At 71.4% G+C, this 18,756-nt stretch carries 20 protein-coding genes and 1 riboswitch; of the genes, 11 read left to right on the forward strand and 9 right to left on the reverse strand.

Going from position 1 to position 18,756, the window contains the following annotated elements:
• The first annotated feature begins 84 nt into the window (after nt 1-84).
• The 5 genes from KKZ08_RS26885 (at nt 85) to KKZ08_RS26905 (ending at nt 4,656) form a co-directional block, all read left to right on the forward strand.
• Nucleotides 85-852 carry an enoyl-CoA hydratase-related protein gene (locus KKZ08_RS26885; protein WP_223776879.1) on the forward strand — a complete coding sequence of 256 codons (768 nt, stop codon included), beginning with the start codon at nt 85-87 and terminating at the stop codon, nt 850-852.
• A gap of 275 nt (nt 853-1,127) precedes the next feature.
• Nucleotides 1,128-1,631 (forward strand): ATP-binding protein, encoded by a 504-nt coding sequence (locus tag KKZ08_RS26890; protein WP_223776880.1) that lies wholly within the window; start codon nt 1,128-1,130, stop codon nt 1,629-1,631.
• Nucleotides 1,632-2,114: 483 nt separating this feature from the next.
• Nucleotides 2,115-2,822 (forward strand): polysaccharide deacetylase family protein, encoded by a 708-nt coding sequence (locus KKZ08_RS26895; protein WP_346657894.1) that lies wholly within the window; start codon nt 2,115-2,117, stop codon nt 2,820-2,822.
• Nucleotides 2,822-4,009: a PQQ-binding-like beta-propeller repeat protein gene (locus tag KKZ08_RS26900; protein ID WP_223776881.1), complete on the forward strand. Its 1,188-nt coding sequence runs from the start codon at nt 2,822-2,824 to the stop codon at nt 4,007-4,009. The genes KKZ08_RS26895 and KKZ08_RS26900 overlap by 1 nt, the downstream gene beginning before the upstream one ends.
• A gap of 95 nt (nt 4,010-4,104) precedes the next feature.
• The gene (locus KKZ08_RS26905) at nt 4,105-4,656 is read left to right on the forward strand and encodes a glycoside hydrolase family 25 protein (RefSeq protein WP_223776882.1); all 552 of its coding nucleotides are present in this window, start codon (nt 4,105-4,107) and stop codon (nt 4,654-4,656) included.
• 19 nt (nt 4,657-4,675) lie between these two features.
• Here the strand turns inward: KKZ08_RS26905 and KKZ08_RS26910 are convergent, their stop codons facing one another.
• The 3 genes from KKZ08_RS26910 to KKZ08_RS26920 all read right to left on the reverse strand — a co-directional run bounded on the left by KKZ08_RS26910 (nt 4,676) and on the right by KKZ08_RS26920 (nt 6,864).
• Nucleotides 4,676-5,335, reverse strand: a complete 660-nt coding sequence (locus KKZ08_RS26910) for an NAD(P)-binding domain-containing protein (protein WP_223776883.1) — start codon at nt 5,333-5,335, stop codon at nt 4,676-4,678.
• Between the two features lie 63 nt (nt 5,336-5,398).
• Nucleotides 5,399-5,887 carry an ABA4-like family protein gene (locus KKZ08_RS26915; RefSeq protein ID WP_223776884.1) on the reverse strand — a complete coding sequence of 163 codons (489 nt, stop codon included), beginning with the start codon at nt 5,885-5,887 and terminating at the stop codon, nt 5,399-5,401.
• Entirely contained in the window at nt 5,884-6,864 is a 981-nt protein-coding gene (locus tag KKZ08_RS26920; RefSeq protein WP_223776885.1) for a hypothetical protein, read from the reverse strand. Before KKZ08_RS26920 ends, KKZ08_RS26915 begins: the two co-directional genes overlap by 4 nt.
• Before the next feature lie 199 nt (nt 6,865-7,063).
• Here KKZ08_RS26920 and KKZ08_RS26925 point away from each other — a divergent pair, with 199 nt between their 5' ends.
• Nucleotides 7,064-7,756, forward strand: coding sequence for a MerR family transcriptional regulator (locus tag KKZ08_RS26925; protein ID WP_223776886.1), 693 nt, complete (start codon nt 7,064-7,066; stop codon nt 7,754-7,756).
• Nucleotides 7,757-7,801: 45 nt separating this feature from the next.
• Here the strand turns inward: KKZ08_RS26925 and KKZ08_RS26930 are convergent, their stop codons facing one another.
• Nucleotides 7,802-8,494 carry an FCD domain-containing protein gene (locus tag KKZ08_RS26930; RefSeq protein ID WP_223776887.1) on the reverse strand — a complete coding sequence of 231 codons (693 nt, stop codon included), beginning with the start codon at nt 8,492-8,494 and terminating at the stop codon, nt 7,802-7,804.
• A gap of 290 nt (nt 8,495-8,784) precedes the next feature.
• On the opposite strand from KKZ08_RS26930, the gene leuA reads away from it, so the two are divergent.
• Together leuA and KKZ08_RS26940 are read left to right on the forward strand one after the other, a co-directional pair.
• The gene (gene leuA, locus KKZ08_RS26935; protein WP_223779206.1) at nt 8,785-10,488 is read left to right on the forward strand and encodes a 2-isopropylmalate synthase; all 1,704 of its coding nucleotides are present in this window, start codon (nt 8,785-8,787) and stop codon (nt 10,486-10,488) included.
• A complete protein-coding gene (locus tag KKZ08_RS26940) occupies nt 10,485-11,309 on the forward strand; it encodes an ATP-binding cassette domain-containing protein (RefSeq protein WP_223776888.1) in 825 nt (274 codons plus the stop codon). The genes leuA and KKZ08_RS26940 overlap by 4 nt, the downstream gene beginning before the upstream one ends.
• Before the next feature lie 73 nt (nt 11,310-11,382).
• On the opposite strand, the gene KKZ08_RS26945 is transcribed toward KKZ08_RS26940, so the two are convergent.
• The gene (locus KKZ08_RS26945) at nt 11,383-11,595 is read right to left on the reverse strand and encodes an EF-hand domain-containing protein (protein ID WP_223776889.1); all 213 of its coding nucleotides are present in this window, start codon (nt 11,593-11,595) and stop codon (nt 11,383-11,385) included.
• An 81-nt stretch (nt 11,596-11,676) separates the two neighbouring features.
• Between KKZ08_RS26945 and KKZ08_RS26950 the strand changes: the two genes are divergently transcribed.
• Complete coding sequence (locus KKZ08_RS26950; RefSeq protein WP_223776890.1) at nt 11,677-12,369, forward strand: GNAT family N-acetyltransferase; 693 nt, start codon at nt 11,677-11,679, stop codon at nt 12,367-12,369.
• Here KKZ08_RS26950 and KKZ08_RS26955 read toward each other — a convergent pair.
• The 4 genes from KKZ08_RS26955 to gcvT form a co-directional block, all read right to left on the reverse strand.
• Entirely contained in the window at nt 12,356-13,756 is a 1,401-nt protein-coding gene (locus KKZ08_RS26955; RefSeq protein WP_223776891.1) for an L-serine ammonia-lyase, read from the reverse strand. The two genes, KKZ08_RS26950 and KKZ08_RS26955, sit on opposite strands and share 14 nt — an antisense overlap.
• Before the next feature lie 163 nt (nt 13,757-13,919).
• Nucleotides 13,920-15,182 carry a serine hydroxymethyltransferase gene (glyA, locus tag KKZ08_RS26960; RefSeq protein WP_223776892.1) on the reverse strand — a complete coding sequence of 421 codons (1,263 nt, stop codon included), beginning with the start codon at nt 15,180-15,182 and terminating at the stop codon, nt 13,920-13,922.
• A gap of 11 nt (nt 15,183-15,193) precedes the next feature.
• Nucleotides 15,194-15,571: a glycine cleavage system protein GcvH gene (gene gcvH / locus KKZ08_RS26965; protein WP_223776893.1), complete on the reverse strand. Its 378-nt coding sequence runs from the start codon at nt 15,569-15,571 to the stop codon at nt 15,194-15,196.
• A gap of 79 nt (nt 15,572-15,650) precedes the next feature.
• Entirely contained in the window at nt 15,651-16,775 is a 1,125-nt protein-coding gene (gene gcvT / locus KKZ08_RS26970; RefSeq protein ID WP_223776894.1) for a glycine cleavage system aminomethyltransferase GcvT, read from the reverse strand.
• 151 nt (nt 16,776-16,926) lie between these two features.
• Nucleotides 16,927-17,030, reverse strand: a riboswitch (glycine riboswitch).
• A gap of 132 nt (nt 17,031-17,162) precedes the next feature.
• Here gcvT and KKZ08_RS26975 point away from each other — a divergent pair.
• Entirely contained in the window at nt 17,163-17,852 is a 690-nt protein-coding gene (locus KKZ08_RS26975) for an AAA family ATPase (RefSeq protein ID WP_223779207.1), read from the forward strand.
• A gap of 61 nt (nt 17,853-17,913) precedes the next feature.
• Nucleotides 17,914-18,693, forward strand: coding sequence for an enhanced serine sensitivity protein SseB (locus KKZ08_RS26980; protein ID WP_223776895.1), 780 nt, complete (start codon nt 17,914-17,916; stop codon nt 18,691-18,693).
• Nucleotides 18,694-18,756: the final 63 nt, after the last annotated feature.

Consider the following 18,756-nt stretch of genomic DNA (forward strand, 5'->3'; position numbering starts at 1 on the left):
AGTGCCCCGAGGGGCCCGGTGCGCTGAGAACCAGTGCGCCGGGCCCCTCTCCTCTTCCGCGTTAGCCCCCGTTAACCTGCTGGCATGACCGCAACCCTCGAAGTCGCCGAAGGCGTCGGCACGATCCGACTCGACCGCCCCCCGATGAACGCCCTGGACATCGCCACCCAGGACCGCCTCAAGGAGCTCGCCGCCGAGGCCACGCGCCGCGACGACGTGCGCGCCGTGGTCATCCACGGCGGCGAGAAGGTGTTCGCGGCCGGCGCGGACATCAAGGAGATGCAGGCCATGGACCACGCGGCCATGATCGCGCGCTCCGGGGCCCTCCAGGAGTCCTTCACCGCCGTGGCCCGCATCCCCAAGCCCGTCGTCGCCGCCGTCAACGGCTACGCCCTCGGCGGCGGTTGCGAGCTGGCGCTCTGCGCGGACTTCCGCATCGCCGCGGACAACGCCAAGCTCGGCCAGCCCGAGATCCTGCTCGGCCTCATCCCCGGCGCGGGCGGCACCCAGCGCCTGGCCCGCCTGGTCGGCCCCGCCAAGGCCAAGGACCTCATCTTCACCGGGCGCCAGGTGAAGGCCCCGGAGGCGCTCGCCATCGGCCTGGTGGACCGCGTCGTGCCCGCCGCCGAGGTGTATGAGCAGGCACACGCCTGGGCCGCGCGCCTCGCCCGGGGCCCGGCCATCGCGCTGCGCGCCGCCAAGGAGTCCATCGACGCGGGCCTGGAGACGGACCTCGACACGGGGCTGGCCATCGAGCGCACGTGGTTCGCGGGCCTGTTCGCCACGGAGGACCGGGAGCGGGGCATGCGCAGCTTCGTGGAGGAGGGCCCGGGCAAGGCCAAGTTCCTCTGAACTCACCCCATCTGCCCACCAGTTGGGCCGACGTCAGCCGGGGCCGTCCCCCGAAGGAGCGGTTTACGACCGGCTTAACGCAACCTTAAGTCTGCCCCGTGCCCGGTGCGCCGCACTTGCCCGTGAGTGGGAGGACGCCGCAGGTCAGGCTCGTTTTTTCGAGGGCTTTCTGCCACTGGCATATGCCTACCCGGCCCCCCGGAACGCTTGGTTCCGGGGGGCTTATTCCGCCGGAAGGGCCCCGGAGGCCCCGCGGGGCGGCCATGATGGGGGGCATGGCGGGGCTGGAGGGTTTCGAACGGCCGCGGCGGCACGGAAGTGCGACCGCGGCACGCTGGTCGCCGGCGGCAGAGGACGAACACGCGCTGAAAGCGCTGGAGTTGTTCGGCAATCCGACGGAAGCGGAGGTGCGGCTGCCGTCGCGCCCGGAGTCCGCCGCCATCGCGCGCCGGCTCGCCCAGGTCGTCGTCCTGCGCACCTGGCGGCTCTCCCCGAAGCTCACCGAGGACGTCGTCCTGCTCGTCTCCGAGCTCGTCGGGAACGCCGTGCGGCACACCGGCGCCCGCGTCTTCGGCCTGCGCATGGAGAAGCGGCGCGGCTGGATCCGCGTCGAGGTCCGCGACCCCTCGCGCGGACTGCCCTGTCTGATGCCGGTCCATGAGATGGACCTGAGCGGCCGGGGCCTCTTCCTCGTCGACAAGCTCTCCGACCGCTGGGGCGTGGACCTGCTGCCGCGCGGCAAGACGTCCTGGTTCGAGATGCGGGTCAGCGACCGCTGAGGGCAAGGTGCGCGGATACGCGAAAGCCCCCGGCGGCCGCGGTCGGGCACGGTGGGGGCTTTCGAGAAGCGCCGTGGACGTATGGGGTGTGTTCCACGGGCGCCGTGACGACCTGAGCCCGGGTCAATGGGGGTCGTGTCCCCGACTATGGCAGACGGGCGTCACTGATCCAAAAGTACTTCTCACTACATATCCGGGCAAACCCTGACAGTTTAGAGGTGAATCCTTGGTGAGATGGGACACCTGCCTGGTAAACGCTGGTTAAGCGCTCCCTATGGCAGGCGATACGCAAGGGCTGGGGGAGCGCGCTTCACCCCTCCGGCTCTCGACCCGTAAGAGGAATGAAGCGGGCAATAACCTCCTTTCCCCGTCTTTCCCCATTAAATGGTCGCGTGATCGAGACCGACCGCCGCAGAGCCCTGCGCGCGGGCGCCCGCCTTGCCGCCGCGAGCGCGCTCACCGCCGGGTGCGCCGCGACCGGCGATGCCCCTGCCCGCGACCGCCCGCCCGCGTCCGGGACCCCGGCCCGTCCCCGACCAGAGCCCCCGCCCGGCCCCGGCGGCCGCCCCCGCGCCCCGCCGCTTCCCCGGCCGCCCCGTCCAGATCACCCACGGCGCCGGCACCCGGGCCGAGGTCGCGCTCACCTTCCACGGCCACGGCGACCCCGCCATCGCGAAGGCGCTGCTCACCGAGGCGGAGAAGGCGGGCGCCCGCGTCACCGTGCTCGCCGTCGGCACCTGGCTCGACGAACACCCCGGCCTCACCCGCCGCGTCCTCGACGGCGGCCACGACCTCGGCAACCACACCCTGCGCCACCTCGACATCAACGGCATGTCCGAGGCCGACGCCTACGCCGAGATCGCCGGCTGCGCGGACCGCCTGCGCCGCCTCACCGGCTCCATCGGCACCTGGTTCCGCCCCTCGCGCACCCGGACGGCGACCCCCCTCGTCGAACGCCTCGCCCGCCGCGCCGGCTACCCGCACGTCCTCTCGTACGACGTCGACTCCCTCGACCACACCTCACCGGGCGCCCCGGCCATCACCCGCACGATCGCCGCCGGGGTCCGCGCGGGATCCGTGGTGAGCCTCCACTTCGGGTACGCGGACACGGTCGCCGCGCTCCCCGACGTCCTGCAAGAACTGGAACGCCGCGGCCTGCGCGCGGTGACGACCACGGAGCTGCTGATCTGATGCCCCCCACGAAACTCGACCTGACCAAGCGCACCGCCGCACTGCTCGCCACGGGCGCGGCGCTCGCCGCGCTCGCCGGCTGCGGCACCGACCAGCGGTCCGACGAGGCCCTCGGCACCAAGGGCGCCCGCGAGCCCGCCAAGCCCAAGGCGGTCCCCGGCCTGCCCGGCATGCCGCCGGTCCTCGACCCGAAGGACGCGTACGCCGCCGACCGCCCGAACGCCCTGGCGCCCGTGGCGAAGAAGTTCCTGTCGCGCGTCTACGTCCCCAACACCGAGTCCGACACCATCTCGGTCATCGACCCCAAGAAGTTCAAGGTCGTCAAGACCATCAAGGTCGGCGACCAGCCGCAGCACGTCGTCCCCTCCTGGGACATGAAGACCCTCTGGGTCAACAACGACCTCGGCGACAGCCTCACCGCCATCGACCCGGTGACCGGCAAGACCGGCCGCACCGTCGACGTCTCCGACCCCTACAACCTCTATTTCACGCCGAACGGCAAGTACGCCGTCGTCATGGCCTCCATGGACCGCGAACTCGTCTTCCGGGACCCCAAGACCATGAACCGCGTCAAGACGGTCCCCGTCAGCTGCGCCGGCGTCAACCACGCCGACTTCTCCATGGACGGCCGCTACTTCATCGTCTCCTGCGAGTTCTCCGGCGAACTCCTCAAGGTCGACACGGAGAAGATGAAGATCGTCGGCCAGCAGAAGCTCCCCCTCAAGGGCGCCATGCCGCAGGACGTGAAGATGTCCCCCGACGGCAAGAAGTTCTACATCGCCGACATGATGGCGCACGGCATGTGGGTCCTCGACGGGAAGAAGTTCACGACGCCGAAGCTGCTGCGCACCGGCAAGGGCTGCCACGGCCTGTACGTCAGCCGCGACTCCAAGGAGATGTACATCTCCAACCGGGGCGAGGGCTCCATCTCCGTCTTCGACTTCCCGAAGAACAGGCTCACCAAGAAGTGGAAGCTCCCGCAGGGCGGCAGTCCCGACATGGGCGGCGTCTCGGCGGACGGCAACACCCTCTGGCTCTCGGGCCGTTACGACTCCGAGGTGTACGCCATCGACACCCGCACCGGAGTCCAGCTGGCCCGCATCCCCGTGGGCAGCGGCCCGCACGGTCTGGCCGTCTATCCGCAGCCCGGCCGGTATTCACTCGGACACACCGGCATCTTCCGTTGACAGATTGACGGTTGACGGTTCACGGACGTCACCACCGGGCACAAAAAGGGCAGTTCACAAACCCCCCCACGGTACCGCCCCTCCCGGAGGACGCCATGCTGCGTGGCATCGATGTCAGCTCCCACCAGTCGACGTTCAGCACCGACGGCCTCTCCTTCGTCATCGTCAAGGCGACGGAAGGCCGTTCGTACGTCAACCCGAAACTGACCGCCCAGACGAAACTGGCCCGCGACGGCGGCTGCGTCGTCGGCTACTACCACTTCCTGTGGCCGGGGAACATCGCGGACCAGGCCAAGTACTTCGTGAGCAAGGCCCCCGAGAAAGCCGGGGACCTGCTCGCGGTGGACTGGGAGTGGACGGGGGACCACACGGCCGCCTCCAACGCGGAGAAGGACCGCTTCATCCGCGAGGTGAAGCGGCTGCGCCCGAATCACAGGGTCCTGCTGTACTGCAACCGCGATTTCTGGCTGAACCGGGACAGCACGTCCTACGCGGGCGACGGCCTGTGGATCGCCGACTACGTCAGCGCGGGCAAGCCCCGCATCAAGGCGAAGTGGAAGTTCCACCAGTACACGTCCACGCCGCTGGACAAGAACGTGGCCCGCTTCGAGAGCGAGGACGCCCTGCGGGAGTGGGCCACGCCCTAGCTGCCCCTGGGGAGCGGTGTCAGGCGAGCCACTCGGCCGTGCGCTCAGGGGAGGCCGCTTCGAGGGCCTTGCGGATCTCCTCGACGCCACCGACGTTGCCGTACACGGGAGTTCCGGGCTGCTGGCGCCAGGACTCGTCCTGGCCGCCGTTGTCGACGGCGTCGAAGCCGAGCTCGTCGAGAAGCTCGCGTACGACCTTCTTGGCGGCCTCGTCGTCACCGGACACCGGCAGGGCGACCCGGTCGGGGGCGCCCTTGGGGCGCGGCTTGTCGAGGATGTCGGCGGCGTACGTCCCGTTGAACGCCTTGATGACGGGGTGGCCGATCTGCCGCTCCGTCCAGCGGCTCTCGGTCAGGCCCTCCTCGATCTCGGCGATCCTGCCGTCGCGCTGCTGCGGGTAGTAGTTGCCGGTGTCGATGACGGCGACGTCGTCGGCCGCCCCGTCGAGGAAGCCCTTGGGCAGGTCGGGCACGGCCTTGAGCGGGACCGTCACGACGACGACCCGCGCGCCGCGCGCGGCCTCCTCGACCGGGACGGGCTTCGCGCCGGTCTCCTCGGCGAGGGCGGTCAGGGTGTGCGGGCCACGGGAGTTGGCGACGGAGACGTCGTGGCCGAGAGCCGTGAGGCGGCGGGTGAGGTTGCCGCCGATGTTGCCCGCGCCGATGATGCCGATCTTCATGACTGCCCCTTTGGTGTGTCACTCAGGCAACTGAGTCACTGTCGTGGATGAATCGCGGATGGATCACTGTCGTGGGTGGATCGCTGTCGTAACGGAGGTAACCTCCGGATCCGGCGGGCTATTCCGGACCGCGTGTCGCCGGGTGAGCCCCGTACGCAGCGCGAGGAACAGCAGCAGGCCGAACGGCGAGAGCAGGATCGTCAGGACGAGCAGCGGCCCGGTCACCACCGGATGCGCGCCGAGCCTGCGCGACTCGCGGTACATCCACTGCCCGAGCAGCAGGTCCCAGGCGATGACCTGCGCCCAGATCGCCCCGGCCCCGTTGGCCCGCGCCGTCAGCTCGCGGAAGCCGTCGAGGTCGGGGCTGCTGACGGCGGACCACAGCTCGGGTATGACCGGGAGCGCCATGGCGAGGTAGACGACGAGGATCGGGACGACGGTCAGGGGCGACGCGGCCAGGCGGGCGGTCGGGCCCCAGCCGGGCGCGAAGACCATGAGCAGCCAGACCGGGGCGGCCAGCCAGAACGACAACTCGAAGAGGAATCCGGTCATGACGCGACCTCGGCGTTCTTCTGGAGGGGCTGGGTGTGCTGGACGGGCTGGAGGGGCTGGAGGGGCTGGACGGGCTTCGTGAGGTGCGGTGGTCGGCCGGCGGTGACACTGCCGGGCGGTCCGGCCGGGGCCCGCAGCGCGGCGTACGCCCCCACGGCCGTGGCGCAGGCGATCAGACCCGCCGCCGTCAGGGTCGCGCCGTCCGGGTGGATCAGCGGCTGACCGCGCAGCGCCTGCCAGGTGACCAGTCCGAAGAGCGCCGCGTACGCTGCCGAGCCCACCAGGACCAGCCGCAGCCGCACCCGTTCGTCGGCGAGGCGGGCGACGCGCGGGGCGAGCGCCGTCAGCGCCATGAGGAGCAGCGGCAGCAGTTGCAGCGCGTGCATGCCGAAGAAGTGCGGGATGCGCAGGTCACCGCCGGTCGTCGACCAGCCGGTCAGCGGCATCGAGGGCCCGCCGTCCGGGACGCCCACGCTGTGCGCGCCGACCACCGGGGACTCGCCGCGCCGCTGACCGGCCGCGGGCTGCGTCATCAGGAAGCCGACGGCGGCTCCGGCCAGCGCGATGGTGATGCCGCAGCGCATCGCCCAGGCGGAGGCCCGGTCGGCGATCCGGGCGCGCAGGAGCAGGGCCGCGATGACGACCGTGCCGAGCCAGAGGATGACGACGGTGACGGCCATCGCGTTGAACAGCGTCTCGTCGAAGGGGGTCTGGTGGTTGAAGTGGCTGCGTCTCCCGCGCACCACCTGCCCGGTGATGATCAGCATTTCGATGGTGCTGGTCGCCACGACCACCGTGCCCGCCCACCATCCCGCGCGCCGCCCGCGATCGAGCAGCGAAAGGATCCAGGCGAGCGAGAGACCGTACGCGACGAACGAGAGCGAGAACTTGAACGGCTTGGCCCAGATCCGGGCGCCCGCGAGAACCCGGTCGTCGACCACGAGCCCCACCGCGCAGACGAGGGCCAAGGCGCACATGGAGGCAGAGAACAGTACGAGTGGCCGGTGCCATGAATGCCATAAGGGCGTGCGGACGGGCATGGGAGATCCCCCTGGTCTGTGGTCCGTGGTGTCCGACAAATAGATAGTGGCGCTATCCGCTATCTGATAGCGCCACTATCTATGATGGGTCGGAGGTTGGCAAGGGGGATCCGATGAACAGGAGCGGGAACGGGCCGTGCGCATTGGCGAGTTGAGTCGCAGGACCGGCGTTCCGGTGCCGACGATCAAGTACTACGTCCGGGAAGGCCTGCTGCCGCCGGGCGAACTGTCCAGCCCCAACCAGGCGCACTACGACGAGACGCACGAGCGCAGGCTGCGGCTGATCCGCGCCCTGCTGGAGGTGGGCGGGCTGAAGGTGGCCGCCATCGCGGAGGTGCTCGGCGCCGTGGACGACCCGAGCCGCCCCCTGCACAAGGTCCTCGGCTCGGCGGCGGACCGGCTCGGCGGCGAGGGCGTCGCCGGTGACGGCGCCGAGGCGGACGCCGCGAACGCCGCCGTCGGGGCGCTGATCGCGCGGCGCGGCTGGCGTACGCACGAGTCGAACCCGGCGGCGGCGGACCTGTCACGGGCGCTGGCCGCCATGGCCTGGCTCGGCCACGGGGCGTTCACGGAACTGCTGGACGAGTACGCCGACGCCGCGGAACTCGTCGCCCGCGCCGACCTCGGCTATGTGGACCGGCGGGTCGCGGTCGAGGACCGGGTGGAGAGCGTGGTGATCGGTACGGTCCTCGGCGAGGCGGTGTTCAACGCGATGCGCAGGCTGGCGCACGTGGATGCTTCGGCGCGGCTGTACGGGACCGGGGCGGAGGAGGGGCCGGGGGAATTGGAAGGGCCGGGGGGGTCGGGGGAGCCGGAGGGGCCGAGCTGACGTAGGGCGGGCCGGCGCGGCCGGTGTGGGGCCGCGCGGCGCCGCTCAGTCCTGCGCGAGCAACAGCCGCAGCGTCGCCTGGAGTTCCGTCTGTGCCACCCGCGCCGCCCCTTCGGCGTCCATCGACTCGACGGCACGCACCAGTTCGGCGTGCGAGGCGTCGCCGTGGTCCGCCTCCTCGCTGCGTACGTCGATGAGTTCGAGGAGGTCGATCAGGCCTTGCCGCAGCGCGGGCATGAACTCCGCGAACAGGTCGGTCAGCACCGGATTGCGCGCCGCCGCCACGACCGCCGCGTGCAGGGCGATGTCGGCGTCCACGAACGCCGCGTCGCCCTCGGCCGCCGCCGCCCTGCGCCCCTCCAGCGCGGCCCGCATCGCTGCGATGTCCTCGTCGGTGCGCCGCAACGCCGCCAGCCGGGCCGCCTGCACCTCCATCAGCATCCGCACCTCGTACACGTCGGTGACCGCCGCCCGCCGCAGCCGGGTCGGCCAGTCCGCGACGGGTTCCGTGGCGATGACGAAGACGCCGGCGCCCTGCCGCGCCCGCACGAGCCCCGCCCCGGCGAGCGCGCGCAGGGCCTCGCGGAGGGTGGAGCGGCCGACGCCGAGCTCCTTGGCGAGCGTCGTCTCGCCCGGCAGTCTGGTCCCGACGGGCCAGTCGCCGCCGGTGATCTGCTCGCGCAGCCGGGCGGCGGCCTGCTCGACGAGGGGGCTGGGGCGGACGGAGTCGAGGGGCATCGGGAGCCTTTTCGGTGGAGTACTTGTCTGAGGAGTACTGAGGAGTACTGAGGAGCACTTGTCTGAGGAGTACTTGTCTGAGGACCTGAGGTGTGTCTACTGTATCGCCATGATCTTCCGCGGTCTTCTCCTTCTCGGCTGCCGCGGCGGGGCCTGAAGCGACCGGCACCCCGCCGCGGGGTGCCGTGCTGCCGGTCTCCCGACCGAGCCCAGCCAGGAGCAGACCCGCCGTGACCGCGCCTCCCGTCACTTCACCCACGTACGACTGGAACCCGCAGCGCCCGGGACCCATGCCGTACCACCGCTACCGGCCCTACCAGGAGCGGGTGAACGTCCCCGACCTGCACCGGAGTTGGCCGAACGCGCGCATCGAGAGCGCACCCCTGTGGGTGCCCGTCGATCTGCGCGACGGCAATCAGGCGCTCGCCGAGCCGATGGACACCGGCCGCAAGCGGCGCTTCTTCGATCTGCTCGTCTCGATGGGGTTCAAGGAGATCGAGGTCGGCTATCCGTCGGCCAGCAGGACCGACTTCGACTTCGTCCGCCACCTCGCTCGGCGCGGCGGCGACGACGCGCTGCCCGACGACGTGACCGTCGTCGTCTTCACGCCCGCCAAACCCGAGCTGATCGACCGCACCTTCGAGTCGATCGAGGGGCTGCCGCGCGCCGTCGTCCACCTGTACATCCCCACCTCGCCCGTCTGGCGTGACGTGGTCCTCGGGCGGTCGCGCGCCGAGGTGTACGACGTCGTCAAGGAGGCCGCAGCCCACATGGCGCGGCTCGCCGACGCGCGGCCGCACGCCGACATCCGCTTCCAGTTCGCCCCGGAGACGTTCAACCTCACCGAGCCCGACTACGTCCTCGAAGTCTGCGACGGCCTGACCGAACTGTGGGACGCGAGCCCCGACCGGCCCGTCACGCACAACCTGCCGGCGACCGTCGAGATCGCCACCCCGAACGTGTACGCGGACCAGATCGAGTACATGCACCGGCATCTCGCGCGCCGCGACTCCGTCATCCTCTCCGTCCATCCGCACAACGACCGCGGCACGGGCGTCGCCTGCGCCGAACTCGCCCTACTGGCGGGCGCCCAGCGCGTCGAAGGCTGCCTCTTCGGCAACGGCGAGCGGACCGGCAACGTCGACCTGGTCACGCTCGCCCTCAACCTCTACGCCCAGGGCGTCGACCCGATGATCGACTTCTCCGACATCGACGCCGTGCGCGAGGTCGTCGAGTACTGCAACCGCCTGCCCGTGCACCCCCGCCACCCCTACGCCGGTGATCTCGTCCACACCGCGTTCTCCGGCACCCACCAGGACGCCATCAGCAAGGGGTTCGCCCAGCACGCGCGGCGCGCCGCCGAGTCGGGGCTCCCGGAGCGCGAGGCGCCGTGGGACGTCCCGTATCTGCCCATCGACCCGGCCGACATCGGCCGCACCTATGAGGCGGTCATCCGCGTCAACTCCCAGTCGGGCAAGGGCGGCATGGCGTATCTGCTCCAGACCCGGCACGGTCTCGACCTGCCGCGGGGCATGCGCCCCGACTTCTCGCGCGTGGTGCAGGAGGCCACCGACGACAGCGGTCAGGAGGCGACGGCGAAGGAGCTGTACGAGCTGTTCCGCGCGACGTACGTGGCGCCCGGGCGGGAAGGCGAGGTCGCCCTCTGCTCCTGGACCACCGACCGGGCCCCGGACGGCGCGCACCGCTTCGTCTGCACCCTCCAAGTGGGCGACCGGGCAGGGGACTTCGAGGGCGTCGGGAACGGCCCGCTGTCCGCCTTCGCCGACGCCCTCGCCGCCGCCGGGATCACCGTCGACATCCTCGACTACGCCGAACACGCGGTGGGGGAGGGCGGCGCCGTCGAAGCCGTCGCGTACGCGCGGTGCCGGGTCGGGGACGCCGTCCGCTGGGGCGCGGGCCTGGACACCTCGGTGCTGACCGCGTCCGTACAGGCCGTCCTCGCCGCCGTGAACCGCGCGGGGACGGCACGGTGACCCGGGAGACCTCACCCGCCCCCGGGCCCGCGGAGGCCGCCCCGCCCGTGCTGCACGCCGACGCCGTCACCGTCGTCCGCGACGGCCGCGCCATCCTCGAAGACGTCACCCTCACTGTCCGCCCCGGAGAGCACTGGGCGCTGCTCGGCGCCAACGGGGCGGGCAAGTCGACCCTGCTCGGCCTCTGCGGCGCCGTCGCCCACCCCACGCGCGGCACGGTCGAGGTGCTCGGCCGCCGACTGGGCAGCGTCGACCTGCGCGACCTGCGAGCGTACGTCGGTCATGTGAATCCGCGCCATCCGCTGCGCTCCCCGCTGCCGGTCCGTGACGTCGTCCTCACCGGGCTGACCAACAGCGTGGAGCCGGTACCACGTTGGCGCCCCACGCCCGAGCAGGAGGAGCGGGCCGACCACCTGATCGCCCTGCTCGGCCTCGCGCACCGCGCCGACGCCCGCTGGCCCACGCTCTCCCAGGGCGAACGCGGCCGCACCCTGATCGCGCGGTCCCTGATGCCGAGCCCGCGCCTCGTCCTGCTCGACGAACCCGCCACCGGCCTCGACCTCGCCGGACGGGAACGCCTGCTCGACAGCCTGGACACCCTGCGCGCGACCCACCCGGAACTGGCCACGGTCCTGGTCACGCACCATCTGGAGGAACTGCCCGCCGGCACGACCCACGCGCTCCTCCTGCGCGACGGGGCCGCGCTCGCCTCCGGCGCCGTGGACGACGTACTGACCGGTGACCGGATCAGCGAGTGCTTCGACCACCCCGTGCGCCTGGAGCGCACGGAGGGGCGCTGGAGTGTGCGTACGCACCGCTGAGCGGCATGACGGAGGGGCCCGGCGCCACCCACGCGCCGGGCCCCTCCGCTCCACCCGAGAAGACGACGGGCGGCTACTTGTTCAGGCTCGCCCAGAACTCGTCGAACGACAGCCGCTTGTCCGCGTTGCTGTCCTTCGTGCCGATGACGGCCTCGGCCACCGTCTCGGTCATGTAGAAGTCGCCCATCTTGGCCATGGCGCTCTTCCACTCGGCCGCCGTGATGAAGCCGTCGCCGTCCGCGTCGAACTGGTCGAACGTCCTGCGCGCTTCGTCGATGTCCGCCACCGGATCCACCCCTTCTTGGTGCACTACTGACGGGGGTCAGGGTATCCGCCGCCCCACCACCGGATCACAAGGAGTACACCCATGGCCAGCGCCTCTCGCACCTCTGCCGAGCTCGGGACCATCCTGGAGGCCGCCGCACGCGGTACGTTCCCGCCGCCGGACAGCGCGATCACCGTCGTGCCGCAGCCCGGCCACCGCGACGCGGGGGTGATCGCCTTCACGGCGCACTCCGTCGTCTTCACCGACGAGGAACCCGCCTGGGTGCGGGCCACGCTCGCCGCCCTCGACTGCGACCCGCTCGCGGCCGCCATGAACGCGCGCTTCCACGCCGCCTTGACGGACCGGACGGGCCGTACGACGGACACCATCGACCTGCTGACCGCGGCCACCGCCCGGCCGGGCACCCCCGACCCGCGCCTCGAACTGCGCGAACTGGACGACCCGGACCACCCACGCGTCGCCCGCGCCCGCGAGCACCGCGACGACGTACGCGTATGGACGTCCGCGGGCGGCGGCGTCCTGGTCATCGGCCGGGGCGTCGCGGGCCGCTGGGAGACGGCGGTCGAGGTCGAGGAGGACGCACGCCACCGGGGCCTCGGCCGCGCCCTGGCCGGCGCGGCACGCCATCTCGTCCCGGACGGCGACGTGGTGTGGGCGCAGCAGGCCGCGGGCAACGCGCGCGCCGTGCGGGCCTTCCAGGCGGCGGGGTACCGGCCGGTGGGGTCGGAGGCGCTGTTCGTGTCACCGCGTCAGGGAGCCCTCAGCACTCGATGATGTTCACCGCGAGCCCGCCCCGCGCGGTCTCCTTGTACTTGACGCTCATGTCGGCGCCCGTCTCCTTCATGGTCTTGATGACCTTGTCGAGGGAGACCTTGTGGGAGCCGTCGCCCCGCATCGCCATCTTCGCCGCGGTCACGGCCTTCACGGCCGCCATGCCGTTGCGCTCGATGCACGGGATCTGGACGAGGCCGCCGACCGGGTCGCAGGTCAGGCCGAGGTTGTGCTCCATGCCGATCTCCGCGGCGTTCTCGACCTGCTCCGGGGAGCCGCCGAGGACCTCGGCGAGCGCGCCCGCCGCCATCGAGCAGGCGGAGCCGACCTCGCCCTGGCAGCCGACCTCGGCGCCGGAGATCGAGGCGTTCTCCTTGAAGAGCATGCCGATGGCGCCCGCGGCGAGCAGGAAGCGCACCACGGCGTCGTCCTTCTCCTCCTGGGAGGCGCCGCCGGGCACGAAGTTCATGTAGTAGTGCAGGACGGCCGGGATGATGCCCGCGGCGCCGTTGGTCGGGGCGGTCACGACGCGGCCGCCCGCGGCGTTCTCCTCGTTCACGGCCATGGCGTAGAGCGTGATCCACTCCATCGCGCGGGCCTGCGGGTCGCCCTCGGCGCGCAGCTGGCGGGCCGAGTTGGCGGCGCGGCGGCGGACTTTAAGGCCGCCCGGCAGGATGCCCTCGCGGGACATGCCGCGCGAGACGCAGGCCTGCATGGTGCGCCAGATGTCGAGGAGGCCCTCGCGGATCTCCTCCTCCGTGCGCCAGGCCTTCTCGTTCTCCAGCATCAGCGCGGAGATGGACAGGCCGGTCTCCTGGGCGAGGCGCAGCAGCTCGTCGCCGGTGCGGAAGGGGTACTTGAGGACGGTGTCGTCCGGCACGATCGGGTTCTCACCCTCCGCGCCCTCCTGCTCAAGCACCGTCTCGTCGACGACGAAGCCGCCGCCCACCGAGTAGTACGTCTTCTCCAGGACGAGGGCGCCCTCATGGTCGTACGCGAAGATCGTCATGCCGTTGGCGTGGTACGGCAGGGCCTTGCGGCGGTGCAGGATCAGGTCCTCGTCGAAGTCGAAGCCGATCTCGTGCATGCCGAGGAGGCTGAGGCGGCCGCTGCTCTTGATCGCCTCGACCCGGGCGTCGGCACTCTCCACGTCCACCGTGCGCGGCGACTCGCCCTCCAGGCCGAGCAGCACGGCCTTCGGGGTGCCGTGGCCGTGGCCGGTGGCTCCGAGCGAGCCGAAGAGCTCGGCCCGTATGGCGGTGGTGTGGGCCATGAGGCCCTCGTTCTTGAGGCGGCTCGCGAACATGCGGGCGGCGCGCATCGGGCCGACCGTGTGGGAGCTGGACGGGCCGATGCCGATCGAGAACAGGTCGAAGACCGAGATGGCCACGGAGAACTCCAAAGACGAAAAGATCAAGAGGCGGACGTGGTGCGGGGCACCCTGCTCACTGTCCAGTGTGCGGGGTGCCCCGACCTTTCGTACGTACGAACAAAAGCGTACGAAGCTGTTCCGGTCTGAAGTGTACGAAAAAGCGTACGAAACTACTTCAGAACTACTTCAGGCCGGGGTACAGCGGGTGCTTGTCGGCCAGGGCCGTCACGCGGGCCTTGAGGGCGTCCGCGTCGAAGCCCGGCTTGAGGGCCTCGGCGATGATGTCGGCGACCTCGCGGAAGTCCTCCGTCTGGAAGCCGCGCGTGGCGAGTGCCGGGGTGCCGATCCGCAGGCCCGAGGTGACCATCGGGGGGCGCGGGTCGTTCGGGATCGCGTTGCGGTTGACCGTGATGCCGACCTCGTGGAGGCGGTCCTCGGCCTGCTGCCCGTCCAGCTCGGAGTTGCGCAGGTCCACCAGGACCAGGTGCACGTCCGTGCCGCCGGACAGGACGTCGACGCCGACGGCCTTCGCGTCGTCCTGGACGAGACGCTCGGCCAGGATGCGGGCACCGTCCAGGGTGCGCTGCTGGCGCTCCTTGAACTCCTCGCCCGCCGCGATCTTGAAGGAGACGGCCTTGGCCGCGATCACGTGCTCCAGCGGGCCGCCCTGGAAGCCGGGGAAGACCGCGGAGTTCAGCTTCTTCGCGAAGTCCTTGCTGCGGGCCAGGATGACGCCGCCGCGCGGGCCGCCCAGCGTCTTGTGCGTGGTGGAGGTCACCACGTCCGCGAACGGCACCGGGTTCGGGTGCAGCCCGGCGGCGACGAGACCGGCGAAGTGCGCCATGTCGACCCACAGGTACGCGCCGACCTCGTCCGCGATGCGGCGGAACTCGGCGAAGTCCAGGTGACGCGGGTACGCGGACCAGCCCGCGATGATCACCTTGGGGCTGTTCTCCTTGGCCAGGCGCTCGACCTCGGCCATGTCGACCAGGCCGGCCTCGTCGACGTGGTACGCGACCACGTTGAACTGCTTGCCGGAGAAGTTCAGGCGCATGCCGTGGGTGAGGTGCCCGCCGTGTGCCAGGTCCAGGCCGAGGATCGTGTCGCCGGGCTGGGCGAGCGCGAAGAGGGCGGCCTGGTTGGCGGAGGCGCCGGAGTGCGGCTGGACGTTGGCGTACTCGGCGCCGAACAGGTCCTTGATCCGCTCGATCGCGAGCCGCTCGGTGACGTCGACGTGCTCGCAGCCGCCGTAGTAGCGGCGGCCGGGGTAGCCCTCGGCGTACTTGTTGGTGAGGACCGTCCCCTGGGCCTCCATGACGGCGACCGGAGCGAAGTTCTCCGAGGCGATCATTTCCAGGGTGGACTGCTGGCGGTGGAGCTCGGCGTCGACGGCTGCGGCGACCTCCGGGTCCAGCTCGTGCAGAGGGGTGTTCAGAAGCGACATCGGGGAGATCCTTAGCTGCCGGAGAACTCGGTGTACTCGTCCGCGGAGAGCAGGTCCTTCGGCTCCTCCGTGGTGCGGACCTTGAAGAGCCAACCGCCCTCGAACGGCGCGGAGTTCACCAGCGACGGGTCGTCCACGACGTCCTGGTTGGCCTCGACGACCTCGCCGGTGACCGGGGAGTAGAGGTCGCTGACCGACTTGGTCGACTCCAGCTCGCCGCAGGTCTCGCCCGCGGTCACCGTGTCGCCGACCGCCGGAAGCTGCACGAAGACGACGTCACCGAGCGCGTTGGCCGCGTGCTCCGTGATGCCGACCGTCGAGACGCCCTCCTGGGCGTCCGACAGCCACTCGTGCTCCTTGCTGTAACGCAGCTGCTGGGGGTTGCTCATGACCTGAATTCTCCTGTACGCGGGTGGGTGCTGCGGAACGGGAAAGATGTGCGGGGGGTCACTTGTGACGGTCGAGGCGTCACTTCTGGCGCTTGTAGAACGGCAGCGCCACGACCTCGTACGGCTCATGCGTACCGCGGATGTCCACGCCCACACCGGGCGTGCCGGGAGCGGCGTGCTCCGCGTCCACGTACGCCATCGCGATCGGCTTGCCCAGCGTCGGGGACGGGGCGCCGGAGGTGACCTCGCCGATGACCTCGCCGTCCGCGACCACGGAGAAGCCCGCGCGCGGGACGCGGCGGCCCTCGGCGATCAGGCCGACCAGCTTGCGCGGCGGGGCGGACTCGGCGCGCTCGGCGGCGGCGGCCAGGGCCGCGCGGCCCACGAAGGAGTCCGACTGCGACGTCTTGTCGAACTTCACCACCCGGCCGAGGCCCGCGTCGAACGGCGTGAGCCCGGCGGTCAGCTCGTGCCCGTACAGCGGCATGCCCGCCTCCAGGCGCAGCGTGTCGCGGCAGGAGAGACCCGCCGGGACCATGCCGACGGGGGTGCCGGCCTCCATGAGGGCGTTCCACAGCTTCTCGGCGTCACCGGGGGCGACGAACAGCTCGAAGCCGTCCTCGCCGGTGTAGCCCGTGCGGGCGATCAGCGCGGGGACGCCCGCGACGGTGCCGGGCAGGCCCGCGTAGTACTTCAGGCCGTCCAGGTCGGCGTCCGTCAGGGACTTCAGGATGCCGGGGGACTCCGGGCCCTGGACGGCGAGCAGCGCGTACGCGTCGCGGTCGTCGCGGACCTCGGCGTCGAAGCCGTCGGCGCGGGCGGTGAGGGTGTCAAGGACGACCTGCGCGTTGGAGGCGTTGGCGACCACCATGTACTCGGTCTCGCCCAGGCGGTACACGATCAGGTCGTCCAGGATGCCGCCGTCCTCGGCGACGATCATGGTGTAGCGGGCGCGGCCGACACCGACGGAGCCGATGTTGCCGACGAGCGAGAAGTTCAGGAAGTCGACGGCCCCGGGGCCGGTGACGGTGATCTCGCCCATGTGGGAGAGGTCGAAGAGACCGGCCTTGGTGCGTACGGCGTTGTGCTCGTCGCGCTCGCTGGCGTACCGCAGCGGCATGTCCCAGCCCGCGAAGTCGGTCATGGTCGCGCCGAGCGCGCGATGCACGGCATCGAGGGCGGTCAGACGGGGGGCAGTGCTCATGAAGAAAACTCCCAGGGCATGACGGGCGAGGTCGATCCTCCCCATCTGTCATCGGAACCTGAGAGGTTCGCCGCGAGCGTCCCGGCACACGGGACGCACGGCTTGCACCTTGGGTGGGACCGACGGCTGCCGGCCCGCTTTTCAGATGTGCCTCGCCCGCGCGGTACGGGGCCTGAGAGATTCAAGGGAGGGACTTGCTCCTTCGGCGCCCCGGGCCCATACATGCTGGTCCGGGAACTCTCCCGCGCGGATTCAAACGGCCGGTATGGAGTTGGCGCGCACATCATTGCACGCGACCGTGGCCAGGGGGGACGTGTGGTCGAGTAATCCTCTTGTGCCGCATTACCTTCTCTTTACACTTGCCGGGGAAAGCAGTACGTGACCGCTATGGGGAGGCCGATCACGGTGCGCAGCAGGACGAGTGTCTACGCCACTACCACGGGGGTGGCGCTGCCGAAGCAGGCTGCCGCCCCGCTCCGGGAGGGCTGCGGCCCGCTTCCCGTGGCCGTCGTCCGCGATCTGCGGCAGCGGGCCGGGCACAGCCCGCGCCGCCTCACCTTCGCCGAGGGCGACCTGGTCGTCGTCTCCGGGCTGCCCGGTGGCGGAAAGTCGACGCTGATGCGGCAGGCCGTCAGCGGCATCCGCGTCGACTCCCAGGACACCCGCGACCGCTGGGCGGCCCGCATGCCGCGGCTGCTGCCGTACGCCGTCTACCGCCCCGTGGTCCGCCTCGCGCACTACGCGGGCCTTCGCCGGATCCTGCGCTCCGGCGCCGGCGTCGTCGTGCACGACTGCGGCACCCAGGCGTGGGTGCGCCGCTGGCTCGCCCGGGAGGCCCTGCGGCGCGGCGGGACGCTGCATCTGCTGCTCCTCGACGTCCCCGCCGACACCGCGCTCCAGGGCCAGCGCGAGCGCGGCCGTGGCGTCTCGCGGTACGCCTTCGCCCGGCACCGCAGAGTGATCGCGCGGCTCGTGGCGGCCGCCGAGCGAGGCGACCTGCCGCGCGGCTGCGGCTCCGCGGTGCTGCTCGACCGCGCGGCGGCGCAGGTGCTGCGGGAGATCGCCTTCGACCGCTGAGGACCAGCGGCGTTAGGGTGCGAGCCGCAGGCAGAGCGGTCGCGAGCAGGGGTTGGGACAGATGGACTTTCCGGCGCAGGCACACGCCCATCCGTACGGCGGATGGCCGGGCAACGAACTGGAGCAGGTCCTCGCGGCCTCGCTCGGCGCCCCCGCCTCGGCGGGTGCCCGCATAGTCGAGGTGCTGGGCCGCAGCCGGCTCTGGATCCCGCTGCCCAACGGCGGCGGCCCCGAAAGCGGCACCCTCGACCTGCCGACCCTGGAGATCGACGGACAGGCGTACGTCCCCGTCTTCACCTCCGAGGAGCAGTTCCGCCAGGCGCTCGGCGGCGCGGCCGACCGCATGGGGTGCACGGTGGCGCCCGCCGTGGAGTTCGCGCGGGGCCTTCCGCCGCAGCTGGGCATCGTGCTGAACCCGGACGGCACCGTCGGCGTCCCCCTGCCGCCGCCCGCCGTGGCCGAGCTGTGCCGGGCCGGCCGCACCCCGCTGGACGGGCCCGCCACCGGCGGCCGGGTCCGTCTCTTCGAGCCGGACTGGCAGGAGGACCCGGTGGGCTTCCTGGCCGCCGCGGGCCGTGAATTCGAGGCGGCGGGCGTCGTGCTCACCGCGCGCCGCTGCCTGGCCGCCATCGAGACGGACGACCCGACCCTCTTCGTCGGCGTCGAACTGGCCACCTGGGAGGGCGACGCCCGCGACCTCCCGATGCAGGCCCTCGGCCGTGCCCTGACCCTGGTCCCGGTCCCCTGGCCGGTCAACCTCGTCCTGCTCGACGTGGCCCAGGACCCGGTGGCGGACTGGCTCCGCGCGAAGGTGCGGCCGTTCTACCTCCGGGGGGCCTGAGTCGCGGGGCCTGAGTCGCGGGGCCCGAGTCCAAGGGGGCCGCGACCCTCGACGTCGCGTACG

The sequence above is a fragment of the Streptomyces sp. 135 genome, assembly GCF_020026305.1.
In the GTDB taxonomy this organism is placed as follows: Bacteria; Actinomycetota; Actinomycetes; order Streptomycetales; family Streptomycetaceae; genus Streptomyces.